Raw genomic sequence first — 23,044 nt, forward strand, 5'->3', positions numbered from 1 at the left:
CGGCGAGGCGCAACACCGTATTCATGAGTGCGGTGGGTGATTCGAGTGCGGTTCAGCAGCCGGGGAACATGTGGCGTCGGTGATTGCCATAACGGCACGGATTACGGGGCGGCGGCCCACATCGATAGACTCAAAAACACGGACACCCGCCGCTCCCGTACATCCGATGGTTCGCGGATTTTCTGTGCAGCCGGAAGTCGGATGGTGCGACGAGTCAAGTCCACAAAGTGTAGCAGTGAGCCATGGCCGAGCCAATCTTCGAGCGCACCAGTTCTCAAGCGCACCTGGCGTTGGACAATCCGTAGTAGCCGCGTGAACTGAGCCAATCGAATCATGAATTGGCGACCGGCGGTCATATGCGGAAATCCGCGACTCCGGGGCACAGTCAAATCGCGTGCACCTGTTGCGAGATCGAACTTACGGCAGAACGAAAGTCGTGGATCGAGCGCATCAAACCGATGGCGTCACCGAGCGGCGAGCATCAGTAATTCGAGCGCACCATTTTGTGACGTGAGCGGGAAAGAATTAAATCAGGGGCTGCGAGGGCGGCATGATGGGCGACTCCGCGAACGGTGGCGTTAACCCGGCGGCGGCCGAGTGGATAGTCTTCAGTAAGTGCCCCATCCGCCGCTCGGGTTCGACGCGTTGTTATGGCTCCGCAGCAGTGCCCGGCGAGCCAGGACCGCAGATGTAGCACCGTGGTAATCGAGTGTAACCGATCGACTCGGCGTCAGCATGCCTGAATCAGCCGGTTCTGTGGCATCAATTGTGAAAGCCGGAACTCACGTATCACTCTTCGGGCCAAGCCCCGTGAACCAGGTTCAGTAATCATCAAACGCCAGACAGTCAACGACGGTGTCGCGTGAGCGAAGTGCTTCATAAACGTTGTCGGCCCCACGACTCTCCAATGCGATTGACCTTCACGCGCACCTGCTCCCCGATTGAACCCTCGGATCGCGATGACGTCAAATCCTCGAGCACGGAAGTTAGTGGCACCCCAAACGACAGTCGGAATCTAATGCGGGTGGCGGCTCACTGTGCATAGGGGCTGATTCGAGCGCACCACGGCAGGCAGAGAACGGATAGTGTCGGTGATTGCCATAACGGACGCGTTAACCCGGCGGCGGCCGAGTGGATAGTCTTCAGTAAGTGCCCCATCCGCCGCTCGGGTTCGACGCGTTGTTATGGCTCCGCAGCAGTGCCCGGCGAGCCAGGACCGCAGATGTAGCACCGTGGTAATCGAGTGTAACCGATCGACTCGGCGTCAGCATGCCTGAATCAGCCGGTTCTGTGGCATCAATCGTGAAAGCCGGAACTCACGTATCACTCTTTGGGCCAAGCCCCGCGAACCAGGCTCAGTGATCATCGAACGCCAGACAGTCAACGACGGTGTCGCGTGAGCGAAGAGCTTCATAAACGTTGTCGGCCCCACGACCCTTCAATGCGATTGAACTTCACGCGCACCTCTGCTCTCCGATTGAACCCTCGGATCGCGATGACGTCAAATCCTCGAGCACGGAAGTTAGTGGCGCCCCAATCGACAGTCAGAATCTAATGCGGGTGGCGGTTCACTGTGCATAGGGGCTGATTCGAGCGCACCACGGCAGGCAGAGAACGGATAGCGTCGGTGATTGCCATAACGGTGGAAATCACGTGGCGACCGCCGAGGAGTTAGATCCGCAGGGAAGAGCCCATCGGTCGCTCACGTGGATTTCATTGTTACGCGAGAGACGCGACGATTCTGTCGATCCCGCAATCTCCCTCGCGACGACGGCCCACAGTGGATTCCTCGCTCTGGAAGGCTACCGCATTGCACCAGAAGCGAACCTCTCAACGACCGCGCACACCTCATGGGCTCCGAGATATGGTGACTCGGGACCGAAAAGGATCTCGCCGTTGTGCAGAGTGTCATCGAATACGGATATCTGTAAGTCATAGGTATCGTCGGGCAGTTCTCCGGAATTCGTAGAGACCGAGAAGATCAGATGCGGACAAGATGGTAGTCGCCACCCAAGTGCGTCCTGCTCGTCATCGATCGCACCGAGTTCTATACGTGAGTCGCCAAAGCGTGTGCGGAGTGCGGCTGCAAGCCTCCGGATGCTCGTGTTTCCAGGAGCGGTCATTAAAGTGCAATCGCGTAACGTCCGCGTTAACCCGGCGGCGGCCGAGTGGATAGGCTTCAGTAAGTGCCCCATCCGCCGCTCGGGTTCGACGCGTTGTTATGGCTCCGCAGCAGTGCCCGGCGAGCCAGAACCGCAGATGTAGCACCGTGGTAATCGAGTGTAACCGATCGACTCGGCGTCAGCATGTCTGAATCAGCCGGTTCTCTTGCATCAATCGCGAAAGCCGGAACTCACGTATCACTCTTCGGGCCAAGCCCCGCGAACCAGGTTCAGTGATCATCGAACGCCAGACAGTCAACGACGGTGTCGCATGAGCGAAGTGCTTCATAAACGTTGACGGCCCCGCGACTCTCCAATGCGAATGACCTTCACGCGCACCTGCTCCCCGATTGAACCCTCGGATCGCGATGACGTCAAATCCTCGAGCATGGAAGTTAGTGGCGCCCCAATCGACAGTCAGAATCTAATGCGCGTGGCGGTTCACTGTGCATAGGGGCTGATTCGAGCGCACTACGGCAGGCAGAGAACGGATAGCGTCGGTGATTGCCATAACTTGTTTCTCACCGGGTGGTGCGGCGAGATGGGGTTTGGGGTGGGTGTTCTCGCCGGTTCGGCGGGTGGTGTTCCCGCTGGTTGGTGAGAACGGCTTGGTTCGTATTCTCGCCGGTTTCGGCGCTCGGCGTCAATCAAGTTGGCTGGAATTGGTCTCTGCCGTAGTTTCGGCAGATTTTGCTGTACTGGCCTTCATGTGCTGAACATCTGGCATGTTCTTTGCCCCTCCGGTTGCGAGTGTGCGTCCCCCTGTTTCGGCTGGAGTGCGGCCTGAGGAGGTGCACATGCGATTCGCCATGGAGAGGGTGCGGACGGCTTTCCCGTTTGCGGCCGAGTTTGTCAGGAGCTTGCTACGTCAATTGAAGCGTCTCGGGGCGCGCTGGTACGGGCACGTGTGTGCCGCCATCGCACAGAGGACTCCCCGGACGCTGCGACTCGGGAGACTGTGATGGCTGTTCTTGAGCGGTCGGCAAGGTCGGAGCGGGAGCTGAAGTGGGCGAGAATTTGGTTCTCGAATCTGGCTCGCTTTCATCAGCGAGTTCCGCGGGGCAATTGGAAGTTTACAGCGGATCATGTGATTGCCTTCCTGCGGTCACACCTGAGGAAGGGGACGCCTGCTTGGAAGCGATTGAGGATTGTTCAGGGGCTGATCAGTTATCGCTGGATGGTCCAAGAAGCAGCGGCAGGTGATCTGCTGCCGATACGGGCGAAACTTCGAGAGATCGCCGCCAAGGAGCAGCTCGCTGGTGCCGGTGTCGACTCGATCGAGGATGTGGTGGGGCGGATCGACCCGCAGGAGCCGGACATCCTTCGCGACTACCGGCGGACCTTGCGTCGGCTGGGGAAGAGTCATGAGACCGAGCGGGCTTATGTGCGGAAGTTGAAAGCTTTCATGAGCGCCCACGGACTGCGGTGTCGCAATGATTTTCGCAAAGTTGGCGCTGCTGACGTCGAGGCGCACCTAACCGATCTTGCTGTGGATGGCAATGTTGCTCCGTCGACTCAAAATCAAGCGTTCTACGCCTTGCTCTTCCTTTTCGAGAACGTTTTGAAGCGCGACATGGGCCGCATCCAGGCGATCCGTGCCTCCAAGGGTAAGCAGATCCCAACGGTCATGAGCTGCAATGAAGTCGAGCAGGTTCTCGCTCAGTTGAAAGGTGTGCCGCTGGTCATCGCCAAGCTTCTGTACGGCTGTGGGATGCGAATCAGCGAAGCCCTGCGGCTGAGGATCAAGGACATCGATTTTGACAACCAGTTGATCCAGATCCATCAGGCGAAAGGGGGTAAAAGCCGACTCGTTCCCTTGCCGCTCGAGCTGATTGAGCCGCTTCGCCGGCTGGTCAAGTCACGGCGGGTGCTGCACGAGCAAGATCTGGCCGATGGTGTCGCTTCGGTGTGGCTTCCGTATTCGCTAGCCAAGAAGTATCCGTCGGCTGCTCGCGAGTTCCGTTGGCAGTTTCTGTTTGCCTCCGATCGGCTTTCCAAGGATCCGCGCACCCACGCTCTGCACCGCCACCACCTTCACCGCGATACCTTTCCGAGCCATTTGCGGCGTGCGGTTGAGGCAGCCGGAATCACGAAGCACGTCTCCGCCCACACATTCCGCCATTCGTTTGCTACCCATCTGCTGCAACAGGGAGCGAACATCCGCACCATTCAGGAGTTGCTCGGGCATAGCGACGTGACGACGACGATGATCTACACGCACGTGGTCCACCGCAACGACGTACGCGTTGTCAGCCCCCTCGACCGATTGATCTCCAGCCAACAGGAAAGCGAGTCGGGGAATCCTGACCAGCTGAAGCCGGACCCGCCACAGTGCGGCGTCCAGCTTGATCCAGTGTGCGAGGTCGAGACAACGCGCGAGCCCAAACGGGCGTATGTGCCAGAATCGGTCTGTACCCCCGCTCCGTGCTGCGAGTCCGAGTCGGCCAGCGAGCCTGTACTTGTCTGCGATCCCATGCCCGCGTATGTGTCCGAGCCAGTGCGTGATCCAGAGCTAGTGCGTGATCCAGAGCCGGCATGTGTGGCAGAGCCGACCTATGTGACTGATCCAGCCTCTGAACTCGACGCGGTGCAAGTTGCCCAGAGTGAGGACGCTGAAGTTGCGGTGGGTGTCGTGCATGAATCTGATCCCAGCGACGACTCCGCGAGAATGTCCAGCTGCGGCGACCAGGAAACGGTTTCAAATGGAGGGCCGGCTCCGGCACCGGCGAACGGAGGCTGGTGGAACGGCGTCGTGGGAGCGATCGGAAAACTGCACTCGGCCCTGCCCTGCTCTCCCCAGGACGGCTGTACGGCGGGAGACGGCAACGCGACGAGTCGCTGCACCAGCACGGCTTCATCGCTGGGAAGGTTTTTCAGGAGAACGTATTCTCGGGCCAGCACTCGACGGAGTCTTCTGCAGCGGACGCCGGCGACGAGCTTAGGCTGCCGAGCAGGCTGACACGGTCTTCGCGCGAGGCACGCCAGCTGGCGACATACTCTTCGGACGTTGGTTCGATTTCCCATGGCCATGGTTCGATCCATCCGTCGAGATCGAGTTCTTTGTTCCAGACATCGACCTGGGGCTCGCCCAGCTGTTCCGGCTCAAGGTCCTCGAGGAACCCCGCCTCGGCGGCCAGGCGAAACAAAACCGGGTGCTGCTGCCTCAGTAGCTTCCAGCGTCTTCGCTTTCGCGGACGGACCTGAGCGATCTGCCGTACGAGGGAGGCGAGTACAGCGACGTCTTCGGGGGCCTCCGCTTCGAGCTGTTCCAACCGTCGGAGGTTCTTTGCGGAGACGTTGGACGGGTCGAGAAAACCGAGGATCTCATCGGTCAGGAAAATCCGCGCTTGTTCCTCTCGTGGTCGCTGACGACACCGGCGGCACACGACAGCGCGTTCACCTCGGGCGCCAAACTGCTCGTGAGGACGGGAGTGGCCACAGATTGCGCAGAATCGGCCCAATCGCCTAGCCTCAAGCGGATGACACAATTTATGGAGCTGGACTTCGTTCCCATGGGTGACGCGTGAGTTGTCCCCGGCTGGTCGTAGGTAGCCCCCCGACAGCATAGCGGACACGGGGACGCCGGTCACGCTCTGCGAGTGGCTGCGTCGCTCACGTCCTGCCGCGGCTCGCCGCGGTTCCCCGAGGGGGCGCAGCGACGCCGGCGATTCCGGGTCTCCCGGGGAGAGGGAGCCGTGCGGCGGAAGGGACGGGGGACGCGGGATCCGTGTTTCGGAACCAGCTCACCCTCCTCCAGGACCGCGGTCTGACTCGTTCCGGGCCGGCGGAAATATAGAGATTTTCCAGCATGAGGGGGGGCTTTGAGAAAGCGCTTATAGTTAGCGCTTTGGAGTATCCACTCAGATTGTCCGCTCGAGATCCAAAGGGTACGGATCTGAACCGTTTGGGCCCCCGGCAGATTTGAGCTCTGGCTTCAGGTCTTCCGGGTAGCTCGTAAGCGTCCGTCTCACGACGATTCTCTCGCAGCGAAGCTACAGCCCGACCAGCGGCAGATGCTCGCTCCTCGGAGACTGACGAACAGCGGCAGATGCTCGCTTGTGGGCTAAATTTCGAGCCTTTTTGCTCCATATAGACGTGATGTACCCGAGGCTAGGTTCTCTGGCTCGGGATTCACCCTGTTCCGCGGCTGAATCGTGCGTTTTGAAGCACGTGAAGCCGCGGATGTGTCTATCTCTTGGAGCTTTGCATATGTCCCACGTGGTTCGAATTCGGACGGAGGTGCGGGATGTGGGGGCGCTGCGGCTAGCTGCCGCGCGACTGTCGCTTCCCAGCCCTCAGTATGGAAAGGTGCGACTGTTTAGCGCCGAGCAGACGGGTTGGTCGGTGCCACTGACCAATTGGCGATACCCGGTCGTCTTTGATACCGGCAGCGGCGAAGCCCACTTCGATAACTACCAGGGCCGCTGGGGAGAGCAACGGTATCTCGATCAGCTGCTGCAGGCTTATGCCGTCGAGAAGGCGAAGATCGAAGCACGGAAGCAGGGGCACAGCGTCCGTGAACAGGCGCTGGCCGATGGCAGCATCAAACTCACCGTCCAGGTTGGAGGTGCTGCATGAAGACGATCGAAATCATCGTCGCGCCCGACGGCTCGTCACGCCTGGAAACCAAGGGCTTTAGCGGCAGCGAGTGCCGCGAGGCGAGCCGACTGCTCGAACAGGCGATCGGGGCCAAAGAGTCCGATACGCCGACCGCCGAGATGCACCAGGCGGCATCCCAGGCGAATCAGCAGCACCATCGGCAGTAGGTGCTGAAGCGCAGAGCCGGTCGCTATCGGCTCGCGATTCTTCGCTCTGCGGCCACTTCTCTCTGGCCGCTGCCTGCTTCCGAGGGGGCGCTTTCCCGGCGGCGTGCATGCGCTCTCGCTGCGCCCGCTTGTCTTGTTCTCGAACCATTTTTCTATGGAGATTCTCTATGACGCTGACTCAACGGCTCGACGAACTCGTCCGGGCCTGCTTCACCGGGATCTGGATTCAGTCCCACGAACATCAGGATGCGATTGCCGAGATCGGTGCTCTCTGCCAGCGCGAAGCGTGGCGGATGGTCCTTTGGGATGTCGACCAGGGGCTGAGCGGGCAGGAGGGCCAGGCGGACGCGTCCGATCCGCTCTCCGCGGTCCGGGCACTCGGTGCTCTGGCGGGCTCCGAAGAGGCTGGTACGACGCTGCTGGTGCTCCAGAACTACCACCGCTTCCTCGGCTCTGCGGAAATCGTGCAGGCGGTCAGCCGGGCCGTGATCGACGGCAAGCTGCACCGCACGTTCGTGGTGGTCCTTTCGCCGGTGGTCCAATTGCCGGTGGAGCTTGAGAAGCTGTTCGTGGTCATCGATCACGAACCGCCGACCCGGGAGCAGCTCGACTCGCTGGCCCGCAGCATCGCCACCGAAGAGGGCGAGCTGCCGCAGGAGAGCGAGATGGACCGCGTGCTGGATGCGGCGGTGGGGCTGACCCGCTACGAAGCCGAAGCCGCCTTCTCGCTGTCGCTGGTGCGTCACGGGTGCGTGCGGCCCGACACGATCTGGGAACTCAAGACCCAGACGCTCAAGAAGTCGGGGCTGCTCTCGCTGTACCGCGGCCAAGAAGACTTTAGCCACCTCGGCGGGCTGTCGGCGCTCAAGGCGTTCACGCGTCGGGCGCTACTGCGGAGTCCCCGCGTCGCCCCGTCGGCCAAGGCCCGCGGCGTGCTGCTCTTGTCGCCGCCAGGCTGCGGAAAGAGCCAGTTCTGCAAGACGCTCGGCAAAGAGGTCGGTCGCCCGGTGCTGATCCTGGATGTCGGCAGCTTGATGGGGAGCCTCGTCGGCCAATCCGAAGAGCGGACGCGTCACGCGCTCCGCACGATCGATGCGATGGCACCTTGCGTGGCCATGCTGGACGAGGTCGACAAAGCGTTCGCTGGAGTCGGCGGCTCGGGGCAGAACGACAGCGGCGTCTCGGCCCGGATGTTCGGAACGTTCCTGTCGTGGCTTAACGATCACGAGTCGGATGTGTTCGTGGTCTGCACGGCGAACGACGTCACGAAGCTCCCGCCGGAGTTCTCGCGGAGTGAGAGGTTTGACGGAGTGTTCTTTCTGGACTTGCCCCAGCGGGAACAGAAGGACGCGATCTGGGAGATGTACATCGCGCACTTCGGAGTCGATGCCGACCAGCAGCGTCCGCGGGACGACGACTGGACCGGGGCGGAGATCCGCTCCTGCTGCCGGCTGGCGGCGCTCCTGGATCTGCCGCTGGTCGAGGCCGCGAAGAACGTCGTGCCGGTGGCGGTGACTTCGGCTGAATCGGTCACGCGGCTGCGGCAGTGGGCCAGTGGCCGCTGCTTGGATGCGGACTTCGGGGGCATCTACTCGGCGACGAAACCGGCAGGCAAACAGCGCCGCCGGGTTACTCGCGGCGAGCCGTCGGAGAACTAAACCAGCTGGGCGCCGTCTCCACCAGCTGAGCATCGTGCTCAGCACTCTTCCCCTACCACTTTCTCAAGGGAGCAATCACTTGGAACCCACCCTCGTATTTCTGCTGGCCCTGGCCACCGCCGGAGCGATGTTTTTGGCGCTCCGCGAACGGCATCGGCGCCGTGGGCTGTTGGTCCTGCTTACTCGTGTCGCACAGATGAGATGCCATGAAAGCACCAAACCCGATCCCTCTGATCCTGCTCATTTTCTTGCTGGTGTTCGGGTGCCGAAACCGCAGCGACCTTTCCAGTCGTCAGATCGAGCGGCTCGCGGACATGCAGGCCGACGTGGCTTCGGGAAGTCGACATCTGGTCGAGCACGACGCGTCAGCTAGAGCCGACTGGGCGGCGCTGCAGCTCAAGCTGGAGGACGCTCGCGGGGAGCTCGATCGGCGGCGCGATCAGCTGCACGCCGACCAGCAAGCGTTCGTCCGCAGCCAGGCTGTCGCTCCAGTCGTCGCGGAAGCCATTCTGCGGATAGGCACGACGCTCGTCTGTCTTTCGCCGCTGGCCGTGTTCGCGTGGTTCGTGCTGCGGACGCGAGAGACGCCCGAGGACCGACAGCTCTCGGAGGTGCTGATCGAAGACTGGCTGGACCGGCAACCACCAGCACCAAAGCCGAAGCTGCTCGGTACAACCATCAAGAGGCTGCCGGGTCTCAAGCTCCGCAACTGAACTCCGTCTCTTCGGCGTTCAGCCCCAGGCCCCAATGTTTCTCAATCGATGGAGGTGTTTTATGGCTGTGACTGTACGGCCTTCGCTGGGGTCGCTCATGCGCGAGGTAGGAGTCCGGCTCGCGCTCGTCACGCTTCGGTTACTGATTCGCGACCCTACGTTCCGGCACGGAGTGCAGCTCCTCGGCCGCAGCATCGCAAAGCGCCGCGCGAGAGCGGCGGCGGCCAGGCTCGTCTGTCCGACGCCCGGGAAGTGCCGGCGCCGGGCCAATGGGTAACCCGCCCCCAGTCCTGACTGCGATCCCGGTGCTCCGCTGTGGTCCGCAGTCCCCATAGCAGGAGACTTTTCCATGCTGTCCGAAGTACAGCTAGCGACGGTGCGGGCAGCTCTCCAGTTCTGGCGGGAGGAGATGTGCCCGGCTGGTGATGAAGCAGCGGACCGCTACTTCGATGAAACGATCGAGAACCATCTGTCAGCACGCCAGGTGCAAAACCTTGAATTGCGGTTCGAGCATGCGGCGGTGCGGTACATCCCGTACAACCGCAGCACGGAACGGATTGCTGCTCCGCATTTGTTCAGCGATCGACGCCTTGCTCAGCGCCTGACATGGGACGGATTCGCCGTCGGCACCGTGCTGCTCGGATGAGTGGCTGCATGGTTTTGATGACAGGCGAAGATGCTAACCGCGTGAGGTTGCTCCATACTTCTTTGCGTGGATCCAACAACGCACTCGTGTGGGCCTGCCTTTGTATGATTGTCGGATTCTTGGTGGTGTCGGCTGCCAGTGCAGTTAGCAACTGCCGAACGTTAAAATCCTACAGCCCAATGAAACCTCAAACACCTTAGCGAGAGAGCCATGCAATGAGCGAAAAGAAACTAGGGGATGACCCGGCCGATTCCAGTGAGACTCACAAGCTCCACCCAGACATCTTGAGTGGCGCACGCCTCCTAACCAAATTCTGGTACTACTACCTCGGTTTCAGCGTCCTGATGGTCGTGTCGGGAAATTGGCAGGTAAGCATGCTCCCATGGTCATTGCTATTTGGCGCAGCCCCCAGCTGCCTCGGGTACGTGCTGCTTGAGTGGGACAAGTCGTAACCGACGCAGAAGGCCCCGGCTAGCGGCCGCGGACATTCGTCCATAGTTGAACTTCATCGCCGCCCGCTCGGACCTGTTCCGGCCGGGCGGTTATTCGTTTTCTAACGCCATCTGGATTTCGATATGAGCACTCTCTTAGATGAACCCCAAACCGAATCCCGACCCCAAAGCACTGCCCAGTCCCACTCCACCGCCAGCGAACAACTGAAGTCCGAGACCACCGCCGTTCGGCTGCACATCCGCTGGCCTGGTGTCCGCAAGACTCTCAGCCAGCACCAGCGGCAGGTTGCGGCGGATGCCTTCGAAGCGGACACCAAAAGTGTCTCCGCCGCGAAGAAGCTGCTCGACACGTCCCATCCGGCGTTCAAAGCCGTCACGGCGGTCCGCAGCCAAGCGGTCGCCTACTGGCGCGGTAGCACGCTGCCGTACATCGAACCGGGCGTGCGGCTGCTGCGCCGCCAGGACGTTCCGGCGTTCGACGTCCACATGGCGAGCGTTCGCATCGAGCTACAGGAGGCCGTGGCGGAGCTCGACCGCTGCTACGGCGAGCTGGTCGACCAGGCCCGTGAGCGGCTCGATGATCTGTTCGATGCCTCGGATTACCCGCCGAGCCTCAGCGAGCTGTTTGCGATCGAGTGGGATTACCCAAGCGTCGAGCCGCCCGAGTACCTCCGCTCGGTCAGTCCGCAGCTTTACGAGGCGGAATGCCAGCGGGTCCGCAGCCGCTTCGAGGAAGCGGTCCAGATGGCCGAGCAGGCCTTTGCCGATGAGCTGTCGCAGCTCGTAACGCACCTGGCCGACCGGCTCACCGGTGAAGTCGACGGTAAACCGAAAGTGTTCCGCGACTCGGCAGTCACGAACCTGAACGAGTTCTTCGACCGCTTCCAGCGGCTGAACGTTCGCTCCAATGACCAGCTCGATCAGCTCGTCGAGCAGGCCCGGTCAATCATCCGAGGCGTTGGGCCCCAGGATCTGCGAGACCGGGACCGGCTGCGGCAGCAGGTCGCTCAGGAGCTGACGCGGGTTGAAGCGTCGCTCGAAGGCTGGATGACCGACCGGCCGCGGCGCAACATCCTCCGCCGGCCTCGCTAGGGAGTGCAAATGCAACTCGTCATCACCCCCAGCGGCTCGGTCCGCTGCATCTACTCCGAACAGCTCGATCTTCACCAGTTCGGTCGGCTGGCGATCGAGCGTGGTTCACATGTCGAGCCAACTGGCGACGGCCGATGGACGGCCGACCTGTCGCCCGTGAACGGCCCGGTGCTGGGGCCGTTCGCCTGCCGCAGCGAGGCGTTGGACGCCGAGGTCCGCTGGCTCGAAGAGCACTGGCTCACGCCCAGCACCCTATCAGCTGCCCGATAACAGCCCGCTTCGCCGCGGGCTGTTTTTGTTTCTGACGTGCCCCGATTCGTGGGGCGGTGTGTTTTCTCATGCCGCCCCGCGATGGGGGCGGCGCTAATTCTCCCATCTCTTTTTCTGAAGGATTTAGCGCTATGACTCAGAGCGAACTCAATCACGCGATTGCTCACGCCACGGGCGACTCGCTGTCGGAGATCAGCCGCCTTGGCTTCCAGACTGGGATGCTCGAAGTGGAGGACTTTGATGACGAAAGCCACCACGAACCCAGCACGGTCGACTGGGACGAACTGGAGCTGTACCGCAACCTGGCGTTATTCGAACAGCGAGAGCCGTCAATCGCCGTCTGATTATTTCAGTCGCTGCTTCTCTCTCAGCCCCGCCTCACCGGACCGCACGTCTTCAGTGAGGCGGGGCTGAGTCTTTTGTTGCTCACCAGGTTCGCCGCTCGTTTTCCGCCGAGCGGCGGTACCCCAACCAGGAGAGACTCATTGATCACCATCCCCCGCTCACTCGCCCGCCGGCTGCGCATTGTTTTCAGCCGTACCCTCGGCATTTCACCCCGCAGCCACGCGCCCTCCGTTCAGTTCCGTGCCGGCGACGGAGGAGTCACGCTCTTCATCGTCGGCCGCGACGCGGCCGTCGCCTACCAACATTCCACTGCATCCAGTTCCGAGTCGCTCGCTGTTCCCTTCGAACTGCTCAAGCGGTGCGAGGGAACGAAACACGAACCGGTCTCGCTCGAACGCGAAGGTGATGAGATCGTAGCCCGCTGGACCGACGCCGGCATCCCGCAGATCGCCCGGTTTCAGATCACGGACAGCGATGAGCCACTGCCGCTTCCCGATACCATGCTGGCGAACGATGCCGATGCTCTGCTCTCGGCACTGAAGGAAGCCGTCGAGACGACCGACAGCGAATCGACGCGGTACGTGCTGAACTGCATCCGGCTGCGTGGCAGCGATGGTCCAATCGCCGGCACTGACGGTCGGCAGCTCTTCGTCCAGGACGGGTTTCACTTCCCCTGGGAAGACGAACGACTCGTCCCCGCCTGCCGCGTCTTTGGCTGTCCCGACCTCGAGACCGGCGGAACGCTTGAGATCGGCAGCACGGATGACTGGGTCGTCCTGCGCCGCGGTCCCTGGACGATTCACCTGCGGATCGAGAAGGCGGGACGGTACCCCCGCATCGACGACTGCATTCCCCAGCCGAGCCGAACCCAGTCGACGCTGCGGCTGTCCGCCGGCGACGCATCTTTCATGAGGCGAGCTCTGCGGCGGATTCCATCGGGCGACGAACTCAACTCGCCCGTCACCGTGGAACTCAACGGCTCGGTCGCCATTCGCGCGAAGAGTAGCGAGCAGCCGGCACCGACCGAAGTGGTGCTCACCGGTTCGCGGCGTGAAGGTGAAGCCCTCCGCTTCAACACCAACCGCGACTTTCTTGCGCGAGCCGTGCGAATGGGATTTCGCGACGTCGAGTTCGCTGGAGCGGAGTCGCCTGCCTGCTGCCGAGACGGACAGCGAGTGTATGTCTGGAGTCTGCTCAGCAAAGAGGGAGCAATCCTCGGTGATCCGGATGCCGTGCGGATCGAATCACCGGCCGAGAGCGGGCGGGCGCTCTCGCCCAGTCGCCAGCGAAGCAGCCGCAGATTCTCGGCCGTGACTCCCGCCGTCACCAGTCGTGCGGCGGCGGAGCACGAATCGGCGAACCTGACGCGTGTGACGGAGCACGTCGAGGCACTCGAGGAGTCCCTGCGTGAGCTGCTCCGCAGAACCACCTCGCTAGCCGAGAGCCTCAAACGCCGCTGCCCGCCGACAAGCAACCTGCCTTCCGCTGTCGGATCGACCGAACAACTCCAGGATCAAGCCGCCGCCTGAGCGTGGCTTGTCCTATCCACCGCCCACAAACCGCAAGGAGAGACCGAAATGTCGATGAAATTGAACGTCGGGCTCAGCCGCAAGATCGGCGAGTCGAACTACGGCTCACGTGGGGCGAGCTGCCATGTGGAAGTTGAGCTGGATTTCGCGACCCTGTCACACGATCCCGCACGCTTTCAGCAGCGAGTCCAGGAAGCCTTCGCCGCCTGCCGGCAAGCCGTAGAAGAGGAGCTGGCCCGCCCGTCGGCCGGCGACGCGAGCGATCCCCCACGCCCCAGCCAGGCTCTCCGGTCCGCACCAGCCAACCGCAACATCGGAAGCGATCGTTCCCCTCGGCCGGCAACCGCCGCCCAGGTGAAAGCGATCCGAGCGATCGCTCACCGAGCGGGAATTCAAATCGCCTCGGAGCTGACTACCCGCTACGGAGTCCGCACTCCCGAAGCCCTCGATCTCCGCCAAGCCAGCCAACTGATCGACGCGCTCAAAGAACAGCTCGACGCCCAACCCGTCGCTGGCTGAGCGGTCCAGCGCTCGACCACACAGAATCTCCGCATCGCCACCTGCTGTTCATTCGGCAGGTGGCGATGCGGAGGCTGAAAACACGCGGGCGTCAGCCTCCGCATTTTCCTTAGCCATCAGAGCAACTGTTGGTGGCTGGTCGCGACTTCGCCCGCACCTAAATCCCGGACAGCGTGAAGCAGCGGACATCGCCAGAGCAGCCCGAACACACGGAGTAGTGGCAGCTGTTGCGATGGGCAATCAAGCTAGGCAGCAGAAAAAGGACACCACTGGGGCCAAGGTGAGGTAAGCCGCAGGCCGCATTATCAGGGCATTTCCGTTTCTTCTGAACGGCGACGTGGCCGCCGAGACTGACACCAACCAGTGGCACATAAACATGGCGGACAGCGACCCCGCTCGCGGCTCCACGGTTGCTAGTTAGCCCGGCGTGCCCGCTTGGGTAGCAGAGTTGTTGTGGCCTCGGCGATATTCGCAACTCTTTTGGCCACTATCCCGCTCAAAGCAATCCGGTCTCGTCTTTTCTGTAGCAGGCTCGCAGGCACTGGTGCCGCTCCCTCAGTCCACCGTCGGCTTGTTCAAAGTCGCAGGTTCAATCCCAAGGCATGGGTTTCGGCTTGGCTGCAAGTGTCTTGAAACGGTTCGACAAGATCGGTCTTAAGACGTCGAGGCCCTCGGAGTTGTTCAGGTACTGAATGTAGCGGTGGTGGCGCAGATCAAATGGAATGTGATCACTTTCCTGGGTGATTGGGATTACATGCTTCCCCAGTGTGTGCGCAATGCCAGCCTCATAGAAAACATTTGCGTTCATGCCGGTGAAGTCACAGACAACTATATGAGATCGAAAGATCAGGGAAAATATGTCCTGAATGACGGTTGAGTCATCCCATATGTCATCAGCGCGTTTGCAGGCCAACCCCGCAGACGAAGCGGCGGATTTGATCGAGCTGTACACAGGACCGAAATTGCTGGCAAACGGCATCATCACGGACACGAGGGAGCGATCTACATTACCCTCGGGGACTCGAAAAACGTTGGGCGAGAACACGATGCGGCGTGCGTCATTGCCCTCGCTGGAGATATACTCGCCAGCTTCGGGGCACTTTGTCTTGACGTAGTCGGTAATAATGTCAAGGTAGCTGGGGTCTGCGGCTACCATCTTTTGCAGCATGCTCAACACGTGGCCTTCGTAGTCATCGTCGCCGAAACTGAGGCTGCGCAGCAGGCGTGGATGATCGTTTACCGCATCAATTTGGTTCGTTAGTATGCCCAGTTCACGCCAATGCGAATCGTTGAAGCCGGCGATGATGTGGTTTTTTAGGGCGACGATCTGTTTGCCCGTATCTGGATCGATAGATCGCAAGAATCTAGTCCTTGGAAAGCATTCAATGTTAATTCCCAAACCGCGAATTGTCCTCAGTTCGTGGACGCAAATCAATCCGGGAGGGCGCGACTGTGTTCGGAAGTGATTTGCCTCGGGGGTTCTGGTGGTTACCCTGCGTGGGTTGCGCAGTCTCTCTCGAACAGTTCAAATTGGAGCACCCCGTCCTCAATCTGATAGATACACACGATCCATCGCGAATAGGTTGCGGTTGTCGTCCGTCGATGCCGTCCCTCTACGTACTTCTGACAGTCCTAGCTTATGTCCATTCACGGATCACATGCAGTCGACATTCACCCACACGGCTTTGCCGTATTGGATGAGGCCGTGCCGGAACCAGCGATCGATGCGGTGATCGCGGGGCTGGAGGGCGTGCAGCATGCAGGGGCGATCCGGCGACGGGGGAGCGTCCATGCGGTTCGCAATCTTCTTGAGGCCGTGCCGGAGGTGCAGACGCTTGCTCGCTCAGAGCCTGTGCGCGCGATTGTCGAGCCCGTGCTGGGACCTGCCGCATTCGTGGTCCGCGGCATCCTCTTTGACAAGACGCCGGAGGCGAACTGGAAGGTCACTTGGCACCAGGACCTGACGATCGCAGTCCGGGAGCCCATGAATGTGCCGGCGTTCGGCCCCTGGTCGGAGAAAGCCGGCATCCCGCACGTCCAGCCGCCGACCGAAGTCCTCGCGCGGATGCTTACCGTGCGAATCCACCTGGACGAGTGCGGTCCGGAGAACGGTCCGCTTCGGGTGATTCCAGGCTCGCACCGGAGCGGCAGGTTGAACGCGGATGAGATCGCGCGCTGGCGTGAAACGGTGTCGTCGGTGGCCTGCACATCGAGTCGAGGCGGAGTCGTGGTCATGCGTCCGCTGATCCTACACGCCTCGTCCGCCGCCACCGTCCCAAAGCACCGCCGAGTGATCCACCTCGAGTTCGCGGCCGAAGAACTGCCACACGGCCTGCAGTGGCACGGCCGCTGGTGAGACTGTGGTTTCGCTGTGAGGTGAGTCAGAGGGTTCCGCCGGCTACTTCTCATGAACCGTGGCAGTGACGCGGTAGGTCATACATCTGAGCGTGCTTGCCGGACTCCGTCTTACCGGGGCACCGTGAGTTCGGTCAGCTTGGCGTCCGATCTACGGTCAGGTCGAACGCCAATTCGGTGCCGAAGGCGTCGGGGAGTGGGGCGGTGGGCTGAGTGCCGTTTTCGGGAATGAGCTTTGCGACTTCGTCTTGGCCCATGACGATTCGGAACCATTGCTCTCGGTCCCTCATGACTCGGTACTGGCGCTCGTCGGCGGTGCCGCTGAGGTACGGCAGGAAGATCTGGATGGGGTGCTCGCCTTCTGCCTTGCAGCCGAGGCGGTCGATGCGGCCAGTCCGCTGCTCGATGACGCTCGGGTTCCAGGCCAGGTCGTGATGGATGATGTGCCGGCAGTAGCGGTGCAGATCGACGCCTTCTCCCATGACTTGGCTGCAGACGAGGATGTCGGGAAAGAACGGCGTGTTAAAGGCGCGCATTAGCCGTGAACGCTGTTCTCGCCGTGTCGTTCCCATCGCCACCTGGACGTTGGCCAGCGCGATGGCTGAATCCGCGTCTTCATCGTCGTCGTTCGACTGGGTTTCCGTCTCTTCCGTCGTGACCCGGATTCCGCCGGTTTGCGTGCGTGCGGCGGCTTCGAGATAGCTCAATCGTTCGCTCGACGAGCAGCGGTCGACGAGAAAGTCGATGAAGGCCTCGAACTTCTTCCGCCAGGTCACTCCCGATCCGTCGGGCGCAGCCAGCATCTGCTCGACCCCGAGCGCTGGTGTCAGCTGGTCGTGTTGGCCGATTGGAAAACAACGGACCAGCGTCGTCGGTACCCGCAGGAATCGCCGCATCACGTCCAGCAGCTGCGAATGCTGGGCGTCTGGCAGCTCGGCGTCTTCCAGTTCGCGCTTGCGACCGTGAATGATCGCCTCCAATGCTCGATCGAGCTCGACGCGTCCCGGCCGCTTTGCGTCGTCGAAGTAGCGGTCTTGAATACTCTCGATGACCCGCTCGATCTCTCCGTCGGCGATCGCTCGCCCTGCCTCGGCGAATCGCCGCTGTGCCACGACGTTCATGCGGCGACGGATCTCCTCGCTGATGTGCAGTCGCAGTGCTCTGCACGTCTGCCGATAAAAGGCGAATACCAGCACTTTTTCGCCCGCCTCCCAGAGGTCGACCGCCTGCCGAACCGTCGAGGAGATCTTTGGGTGGATGTTCCCACTGTACTGCTGGAGAGCGAAGTCGAACTCCGCAAGGTACCAATTCGCCTGAGAGAGATCGGTCGAGGCCTGCTCCTGTTCGTCACCGTCCAACTCGTCGCGGTCTGCGACTCGCTGCTGACGTGTGTAGCGGAAGGCTTCATAGGAGGAGCAAAGGGCGTCGCCCAGGAGGTCCCGCCCTGCCGAGACGTCGCTCCTCGCTGCAAGGAAGAAGGGCAGCAGCTGATCGGGTGGAACGTCGAGTCCCGCCTCCGCCTGGGTGTCGCCGTTGCTGGCTGCTCCAGCGAGGCGGCGTCGCCGCTGAATCCCGGTGCCGGGCCAATGCTCTCCCTTGTTGTGGCGGATGACCCACGGCCTTAGATTTGCCTCGGCTGCGGTTCGCCACTTATGTGCCTCCGAGAACGCGCCGACCAGTGCACGTTGCCGAGGAGTTAATTCATCCGGCTCAGATCGCCGCAGGGCTTCCCACCACGCGTCGACGTCCTGGTCCGCTGGCCCCTCCTCAGGACGCAGAAGAGCCCAGCAGCGCTGTAGCACGATGGCGGTACGTTGGCTCTCGGTCAAACTGCCCGCGAGCGCGGTCAGCTGGCTTTCGAAGGCTGCTTTCGAGCCGAGCGTCTGCGGAGCCCGTCGCACATCGCCAAAGCGATTCAGCACGCTGACGAGTTCCTGGTGCCCTAACTGGAATGGCGTCGCCGTCAGGAAAAGCATCCGGTCGAATACATGAGCCAACGCGCCGTCCCCGACCCGCAGGTCGCCATCCAGCTCAAGCGACTTCAGCTGCTTGGCTAGGCTCGTGCCGGGATTTTTCAAATGATGCGCTTCATCCATGATCAAGAGCGGGGATTGCCACGGGGCGGATGCGAGAACATCTCCCCAGAGCTCGTGCTCGATGTGACGCAGGGCGCGTCGAGCGTTGGTGATCCGAGCTGCCGTGGTCTTGCTCTCCCGCAGCGGCAACTGTTCGAGGGCGTCGGCCAATTCGGAAAGGTCGATATCGGGAAACGCTTCGACGACAGCCTGGGGCACTGGGTCGTCGGGCAGTCGGCGTTTGTCTTGGCAAATGACCTCGTTGTAGTAGTCCTTCCACTCCATGGGATCGCGCCGTAGGAGTTCACTCCAGAGCTCATCGCCGAGGTCGGTCGCCCGCTCCTCTCCGAGCGCCCCCAGCAGTCTTCCCATGAATCGGTGGATCGATTGCCGGACCTTCTTCAGACTCTCCCGCCTGCCATGTCGCCGAAATGCCTCGCGGATCAGCGCGAGGCTAACCCACTTGTCGGATTGGCGGCGCGTCATCGCACCCTGCGCAAGAAAGATCAAATGGCACCGCTCGCGAGCCGGATCGTCCATCAATTTCAGGAGTTCCACGCTATGGCGAGCGACCCCGTAGCGGACAGCTCGACAGGACCGCAGGTCGCTGGGTGACGCTTCATCCCGAAACACCGGACAGCGGTCCTCGAGATAGAGCTCGCAAAAGGTGGCCAAGTCCTGTTGCCACTTGTCGATGAGATTCGGCGGCGCCATGACGATCACTGGCCCGCGCCGGCTGAGCGTGGCGACTGAATAGGCGACCGCCAGAGCCACGAAGGTCTTGCCCATCCCCACTTCGTCAGCGAGAACCACGCCCGGCTGGCGACGAAGACGGTCAAGGATCTCCTCAACTTCGACCCGCTGCCGATCTTGGTCGGCGTGCGGAACTCGATCGTTTTTCTGCACGCCCAGTCGAAGCTCTGCGGGAATGCTGTAGCGATCTAGTTTTGGCATCGTTCAACCACCCGGCTCCAGAAGTCTCGCACGTCACTGCTGATTCGAGCATGCTGCGGCCTAACTTGGTGGTCGACGCATTCCGCCAACTCCCGCAGGAACGGGAGGTAAATTTCGCCGAAATCCACTGCTGATAGAGCTCCTTCCGCCGGCTGATAGTCAAGATCACGCAGCACAATCAGGACATCCGCCAGCGTGAGTAAGGTTTCGTCGACTTTGCCGTTACCGGTCACCACCTCATGCGTCAGACGCTGCACCAGTGGCTTCACGCCGATGAAGCCTTCGAGCCGCCACTGAACTGCCTGCTTGCTGAATGCTGGTCGCTCCAGGTTCTCCCGTAGTTTTGCAAGGACCCGGGCTCTGGTCCGCACGCGACGGAGAAACGTGGCACGGAGGTCGTACCGGGCGAGTGGATCGAGGTCGGTCGGGAGAGCCGCATCCAATTCCTCGTCGAAACCGTCGCCAGTCTTCTGCCGCTTTGTCCAAGCTCGGAATGCGGCACTGGGGTCCGCAGCAGCCAGGATTTGCAGCATGTCATCGGCCGCCATGTTTTCCAGTGCAATCGGGGGCGGAAGCTGACTCGCGTCCTCCACGTTCAGAGGCCAGAACCCCTCTCCCTCAGGCCAGCAAACGTGCAGCTTTTCCGGCGGGTGCAGGAGACCCCACGGCAAGCGGATAACACTGGGGCTCCCGTTGGCGATCCAGCGTTCAGAACCGAGTAACTCCACGATCTCCTGACCGCACGCCGAGAGCGACCACTGGGCGGGCAGCCCCGATGGCTCAAGCTGGAGCAGGATTTCTCGCTCCGTGCCGCCACGATAGGTCGCCACCAGAAAACCGGCCGGCAGCAGCGGCTGATCTGCCCGCTCCTCTTCGTCATGTTCCGGAGCTGGGCCTTCCCATTCAGCCTTTTCGGGATGCTCTACCGGATTGAATTCGGGCCACACGGCTTCCAGCTCTCGGGGTTCGCGTGCATGTGGCCGCTGCACCGCCAGCATCAGCAGGTTCGCTTCCGCGTTGCAGCGTTCTCCAATCCCGAGGCCCGCGCGAGTGAAGTTGGAGGAACCGATGAGGAGGGCGGAATATTGGTCTGACCGCAACGCGAGCATCTTGGCATGCCACGGACGGGCGTTACGGTCCGCGTCGCTCTGTGGCAGGACCCCAATTTCAACTTCACCGGAGTAATGAGCTGGCGTTTGCAACAGGCTGCGGGGTGCCGCCAGCCGGAGAACGGCATCATGCGGTGAACCAATCGCTGGCACACACATGGTCAGCCGTCGCGTGACGCCTCGTGCCATCTTCTTGCACAGTGCAGCAGTCGCGGGATCGAGTTCGCCACTGCACGGATCGAAGAAAGGCGAGGCGATCCATGCTTCCTGGGGCGATCCGCCCCGCTTGCGGCAGAATTCGGCCGCTTCGTCTAAAGCACTGCGAGGCTCGATGTCCGCTCCGCCGTTCACAGGGTTGCTGCCTAGCCGCGGAAGTGAAAACACTAATTTCCGGTCGTATCCGTTCGCGGCTGCTGCTGCCTTCCACTGGCTCGCCTGGATCTCGACCTGGTTCAGGAAGGCCAATGAACGTTTTACGACAGGCATCTCCGGGGCGGCGCCTGGCACGAACGCTACGAGAGACCGCAGAAATCCGATCGCCGCTCCCAGTTGCTCGCGCTCAGCCTCTTGCGGGGTCGAGTCGACGGCAACGGCAATTTCGTGGTTGTAGCGGTAACCCGATTCGGTGAGGTTGGCCGATGCGATGATGATCCGGATGCATCGAGTCCAGGACAGAAGACTGATTTTGGCGTGCTGCTTACCGCCCCAAATGCGGACTGGGAGAACATCCCATCGCAGTGAGTGTTCGACCCCGGCTTGAGTGTGATCGACCAGCACACCGGCGTAGGTTGACCCCAGACGCGTCTCCCGTTCCAGCAGGTACGCCAAATCCTCTCGGTTCGGATCGGACTCGACCTCGAGGAACCGACCGAGGCATTGCTCGTCGAATAGCCCCGGATCGAAGGTATAAGTGGTCGTGAGGCAGCCGATCGGCTCGCCCGCTCCGCGCGGCGGCCGCCACAGGTCTAGCATCGTTCCCGGGGCTGATCGCTTCTTGCTCATTGCAGGTCTAAGTAGAAGTTGCGGATCGGCCACCCACGGTAGTCGTGGACATACTGGGTCGGCTGCACCGAGCGGCGCGACTGGCGATACTGCTGGCGAACGTAGATGCGATCCGAGGAAATCCGATCGAACCAGGCCCGTTTGCCGTCACCTCCCTTGGTCTTCTGCACCGTTTCGTGGTGATCGCATAGAGCGAATGCACACTCCGCGGCGTTTAACGGCTCGGCGAAAGGGCGAAACCGCTCGTCGAACACGTTCAGCAGCTGGAGATCGACTTCGCCGAGCAGTTGGCGAGCGGCCGCGTGCCGGTCGGCCGTGCCGCTCAGGGACGAGCGAAACTCTTCGTCGTTGGCCAGGCTCGGAATGGGGAGCGCACTCGCGTCTGACGAGACGGCTGTGGCCCGGAGAACATCAAAAGCGTCATGGAGGCCGCGGCAAAATTGCTCATACGCGTCGATTGCCCGGACGAGCGCAGTGACCGACGGTAGCTCCTGCTCAAGCCGAGCGTGTAGCTGTTCCTCGGCATAATCCTCACTGAACTCAGGCTGGAGCGCCCATATCGCGGGCAGAGCCCCGAGGGCACGGCCGTCGGCTGCGTGAAGGAGCTCTCGCAGAAACTGTTTTTCCGCTGGCCCCGCACGGTCTGGAGCAGTGGCGTGAGCCAGTTCTTGCCAGCCGTCGCTGTTCCAGGCCGGTCGGGTGCGAGCCGGATTCTGACCCAAGCTCCGTTCGACCGCCTGTCGCCACTTGTCGAGCAACGGCCGGCAGCCGGGCAGCCCGTCGTATCCAAGGTCGCGGGCCCAGGCGTCGATTAGTCGTTCGCTTTCCGGCCGCGGCCCGAGGTGCACGTCGACGAGGTCGAGGTGGATCGCAAGCCGCTTGTAAACACCGTGGAAGCCGAAAATCCTCGGCGTCTTCAGGTAGCTGCGGGCGTCGAGATATGCATGATCCGCCAGCGCACGGCCAGCGACGAGAGTCCCCGGGACGCCGAGCGGGATACCGCCGTCCCCGCGGGAGCGGACGATCGACTCGACAGTCAGCCACTCCCAAACTAGGAAAGGCGAGACTTCCGGCTGCTCGGGATCGCTCTCCAGGCCCTCAACGACCAGCGCCCCGAGAGCCATCGTCGTCAGAAACCGAACCCGCTGCATCCGCTCACGCACCGCCGGTACCAGCCGCACCGCCAGCTGATCGGCGATTTGGTACAGCCCCAAGGGATCGAGCGTCCCTTCGCTTGTTCCCGGGGGATCGTAGCTGGTCAAGAAGGGAACCGCATTCATTGCTATCGCCACGATCTCGGGCGTCTGGTGTGGACCGGGAAGCGACAGAGTCGTCCCACTCCGTAAAAATCGCCACGAGCGGCATCTTCTGTCGCTCGGAAAATGCCCCTCGCTGTA

At 61.7% G+C, this 23,044-nt stretch carries 16 protein-coding genes; 12 read left to right on the plus strand and 4 right to left on the minus strand.

Annotation, left to right across the window (positions count from 1 at the left end; all coding sequences use genetic code 11):
• Positions 1 to 3,123 precede the first annotated feature (3,123 nt).
• The 11 genes from GNK13_RS19265 (at position 3,124) to GNK13_RS19315 (ending at position 14,152) form a co-directional block, all read left to right on the plus strand.
• Entirely contained in the window at positions 3,124 to 5,121 is a 1,998-nt protein-coding gene (locus tag GNK13_RS19265; protein WP_203329154.1) for an integron integrase, read from the plus strand.
• A 1,250-nt stretch (positions 5,122 to 6,371) separates the two neighbouring features.
• Complete coding sequence (locus GNK13_RS19270) at positions 6,372 to 6,740, plus strand: DUF1257 domain-containing protein (RefSeq protein ID WP_164104193.1); 369 nt, start codon at positions 6,372 to 6,374, stop codon at positions 6,738 to 6,740.
• The gene (locus GNK13_RS19275) at positions 6,737 to 6,928 is read left to right on the plus strand and encodes a DUF2997 domain-containing protein (RefSeq protein WP_164104194.1); all 192 of its coding nucleotides are present in this window, start codon (positions 6,737 to 6,739) and stop codon (positions 6,926 to 6,928) included. Before GNK13_RS19270 ends, GNK13_RS19275 begins: the two co-directional genes overlap by 4 nt.
• 167 nt (positions 6,929 to 7,095) lie before the next feature.
• On the plus strand, positions 7,096 to 8,586 hold the full coding sequence (locus tag GNK13_RS19280; RefSeq protein WP_164104195.1) for an AAA family ATPase: 1,491 nt from the start codon (positions 7,096 to 7,098) through the stop codon (positions 8,584 to 8,586).
• A gap of 206 nt (positions 8,587 to 8,792) precedes the next feature.
• Positions 8,793 to 9,299: a hypothetical protein gene (locus GNK13_RS19285; protein WP_164104196.1), complete on the plus strand. Its 507-nt coding sequence runs from the start codon at positions 8,793 to 8,795 to the stop codon at positions 9,297 to 9,299.
• A gap of 349 nt (positions 9,300 to 9,648) precedes the next feature.
• The gene (locus tag GNK13_RS19290) at positions 9,649 to 9,945 is read left to right on the plus strand and encodes a hypothetical protein (protein ID WP_164104197.1); all 297 of its coding nucleotides are present in this window, start codon (positions 9,649 to 9,651) and stop codon (positions 9,943 to 9,945) included.
• Between the two features lie 575 nt (positions 9,946 to 10,520).
• Complete coding sequence (locus GNK13_RS19295; protein ID WP_164104198.1) at positions 10,521 to 11,489, plus strand: hypothetical protein; 969 nt, start codon at positions 10,521 to 10,523, stop codon at positions 11,487 to 11,489.
• Positions 11,490 to 11,498: 9 nt separating this feature from the next.
• Positions 11,499 to 11,759, plus strand: coding sequence for a hypothetical protein (locus GNK13_RS19300; protein ID WP_164104199.1), 261 nt, complete (start codon positions 11,499 to 11,501; stop codon positions 11,757 to 11,759).
• Between the two features lie 131 nt (positions 11,760 to 11,890).
• Complete coding sequence (locus GNK13_RS19305) at positions 11,891 to 12,103, plus strand: hypothetical protein (RefSeq protein WP_164104200.1); 213 nt, start codon at positions 11,891 to 11,893, stop codon at positions 12,101 to 12,103.
• A 141-nt stretch (positions 12,104 to 12,244) separates the two neighbouring features.
• Positions 12,245 to 13,633, plus strand: coding sequence for a hypothetical protein (locus tag GNK13_RS19310; protein ID WP_164104201.1), 1,389 nt, complete (start codon positions 12,245 to 12,247; stop codon positions 13,631 to 13,633).
• Between the two features lie 48 nt (positions 13,634 to 13,681).
• A complete protein-coding gene (locus tag GNK13_RS19315) occupies positions 13,682 to 14,152 on the plus strand; it encodes a hypothetical protein (protein WP_164104202.1) in 471 nt (156 codons plus the stop codon).
• Between the two features lie 589 nt (positions 14,153 to 14,741).
• Here the strand turns inward: GNK13_RS19315 and GNK13_RS19320 are convergent.
• On the minus strand, positions 14,742 to 15,512 hold the full coding sequence (locus GNK13_RS19320; RefSeq protein WP_203329155.1) for a hypothetical protein: 771 nt from the start codon (positions 15,510 to 15,512) through the stop codon (positions 14,742 to 14,744).
• 279 nt (positions 15,513 to 15,791) lie between these two features.
• On the opposite strand from GNK13_RS19320, the gene GNK13_RS19325 reads away from it, so the two are divergent.
• Positions 15,792 to 16,508 (plus strand): phytanoyl-CoA dioxygenase family protein, encoded by a 717-nt coding sequence (locus GNK13_RS19325; protein WP_164104203.1) that lies wholly within the window; start codon positions 15,792 to 15,794, stop codon positions 16,506 to 16,508.
• Between the two features lie 133 nt (positions 16,509 to 16,641).
• Here the strand turns inward: GNK13_RS19325 and GNK13_RS19330 are convergent, their stop codons facing one another.
• The 3 genes from GNK13_RS19330 to GNK13_RS19340 are packed head-to-tail and all read right to left on the minus strand — an operon-like array spanning position 16,642 to position 22,927.
• Positions 16,642 to 19,536 (minus strand): helicase-related protein, encoded by a 2,895-nt coding sequence (locus GNK13_RS19330; protein ID WP_164104204.1) that lies wholly within the window; start codon positions 19,534 to 19,536, stop codon positions 16,642 to 16,644.
• Complete coding sequence (locus GNK13_RS19335; protein ID WP_164104205.1) at positions 19,524 to 21,680, minus strand: hypothetical protein; 2,157 nt, start codon at positions 21,678 to 21,680, stop codon at positions 19,524 to 19,526. The genes GNK13_RS19330 and GNK13_RS19335 overlap by 13 nt, the downstream gene beginning before the upstream one ends.
• Positions 21,644 to 22,927, minus strand: coding sequence for a hypothetical protein (locus GNK13_RS19340; protein WP_164104206.1), 1,284 nt, complete (start codon positions 22,925 to 22,927; stop codon positions 21,644 to 21,646). The genes GNK13_RS19335 and GNK13_RS19340 overlap by 37 nt, the downstream gene beginning before the upstream one ends.
• Between the last annotated feature and the right edge of the window lie 117 nt (positions 22,928 to 23,044).

Source organism: Candidatus Laterigemmans baculatus (assembly GCF_010367455.1).
GTDB lineage: Bacteria > Planctomycetota > Planctomycetia > Pirellulales > Pirellulaceae > Laterigemmans > Laterigemmans baculatus.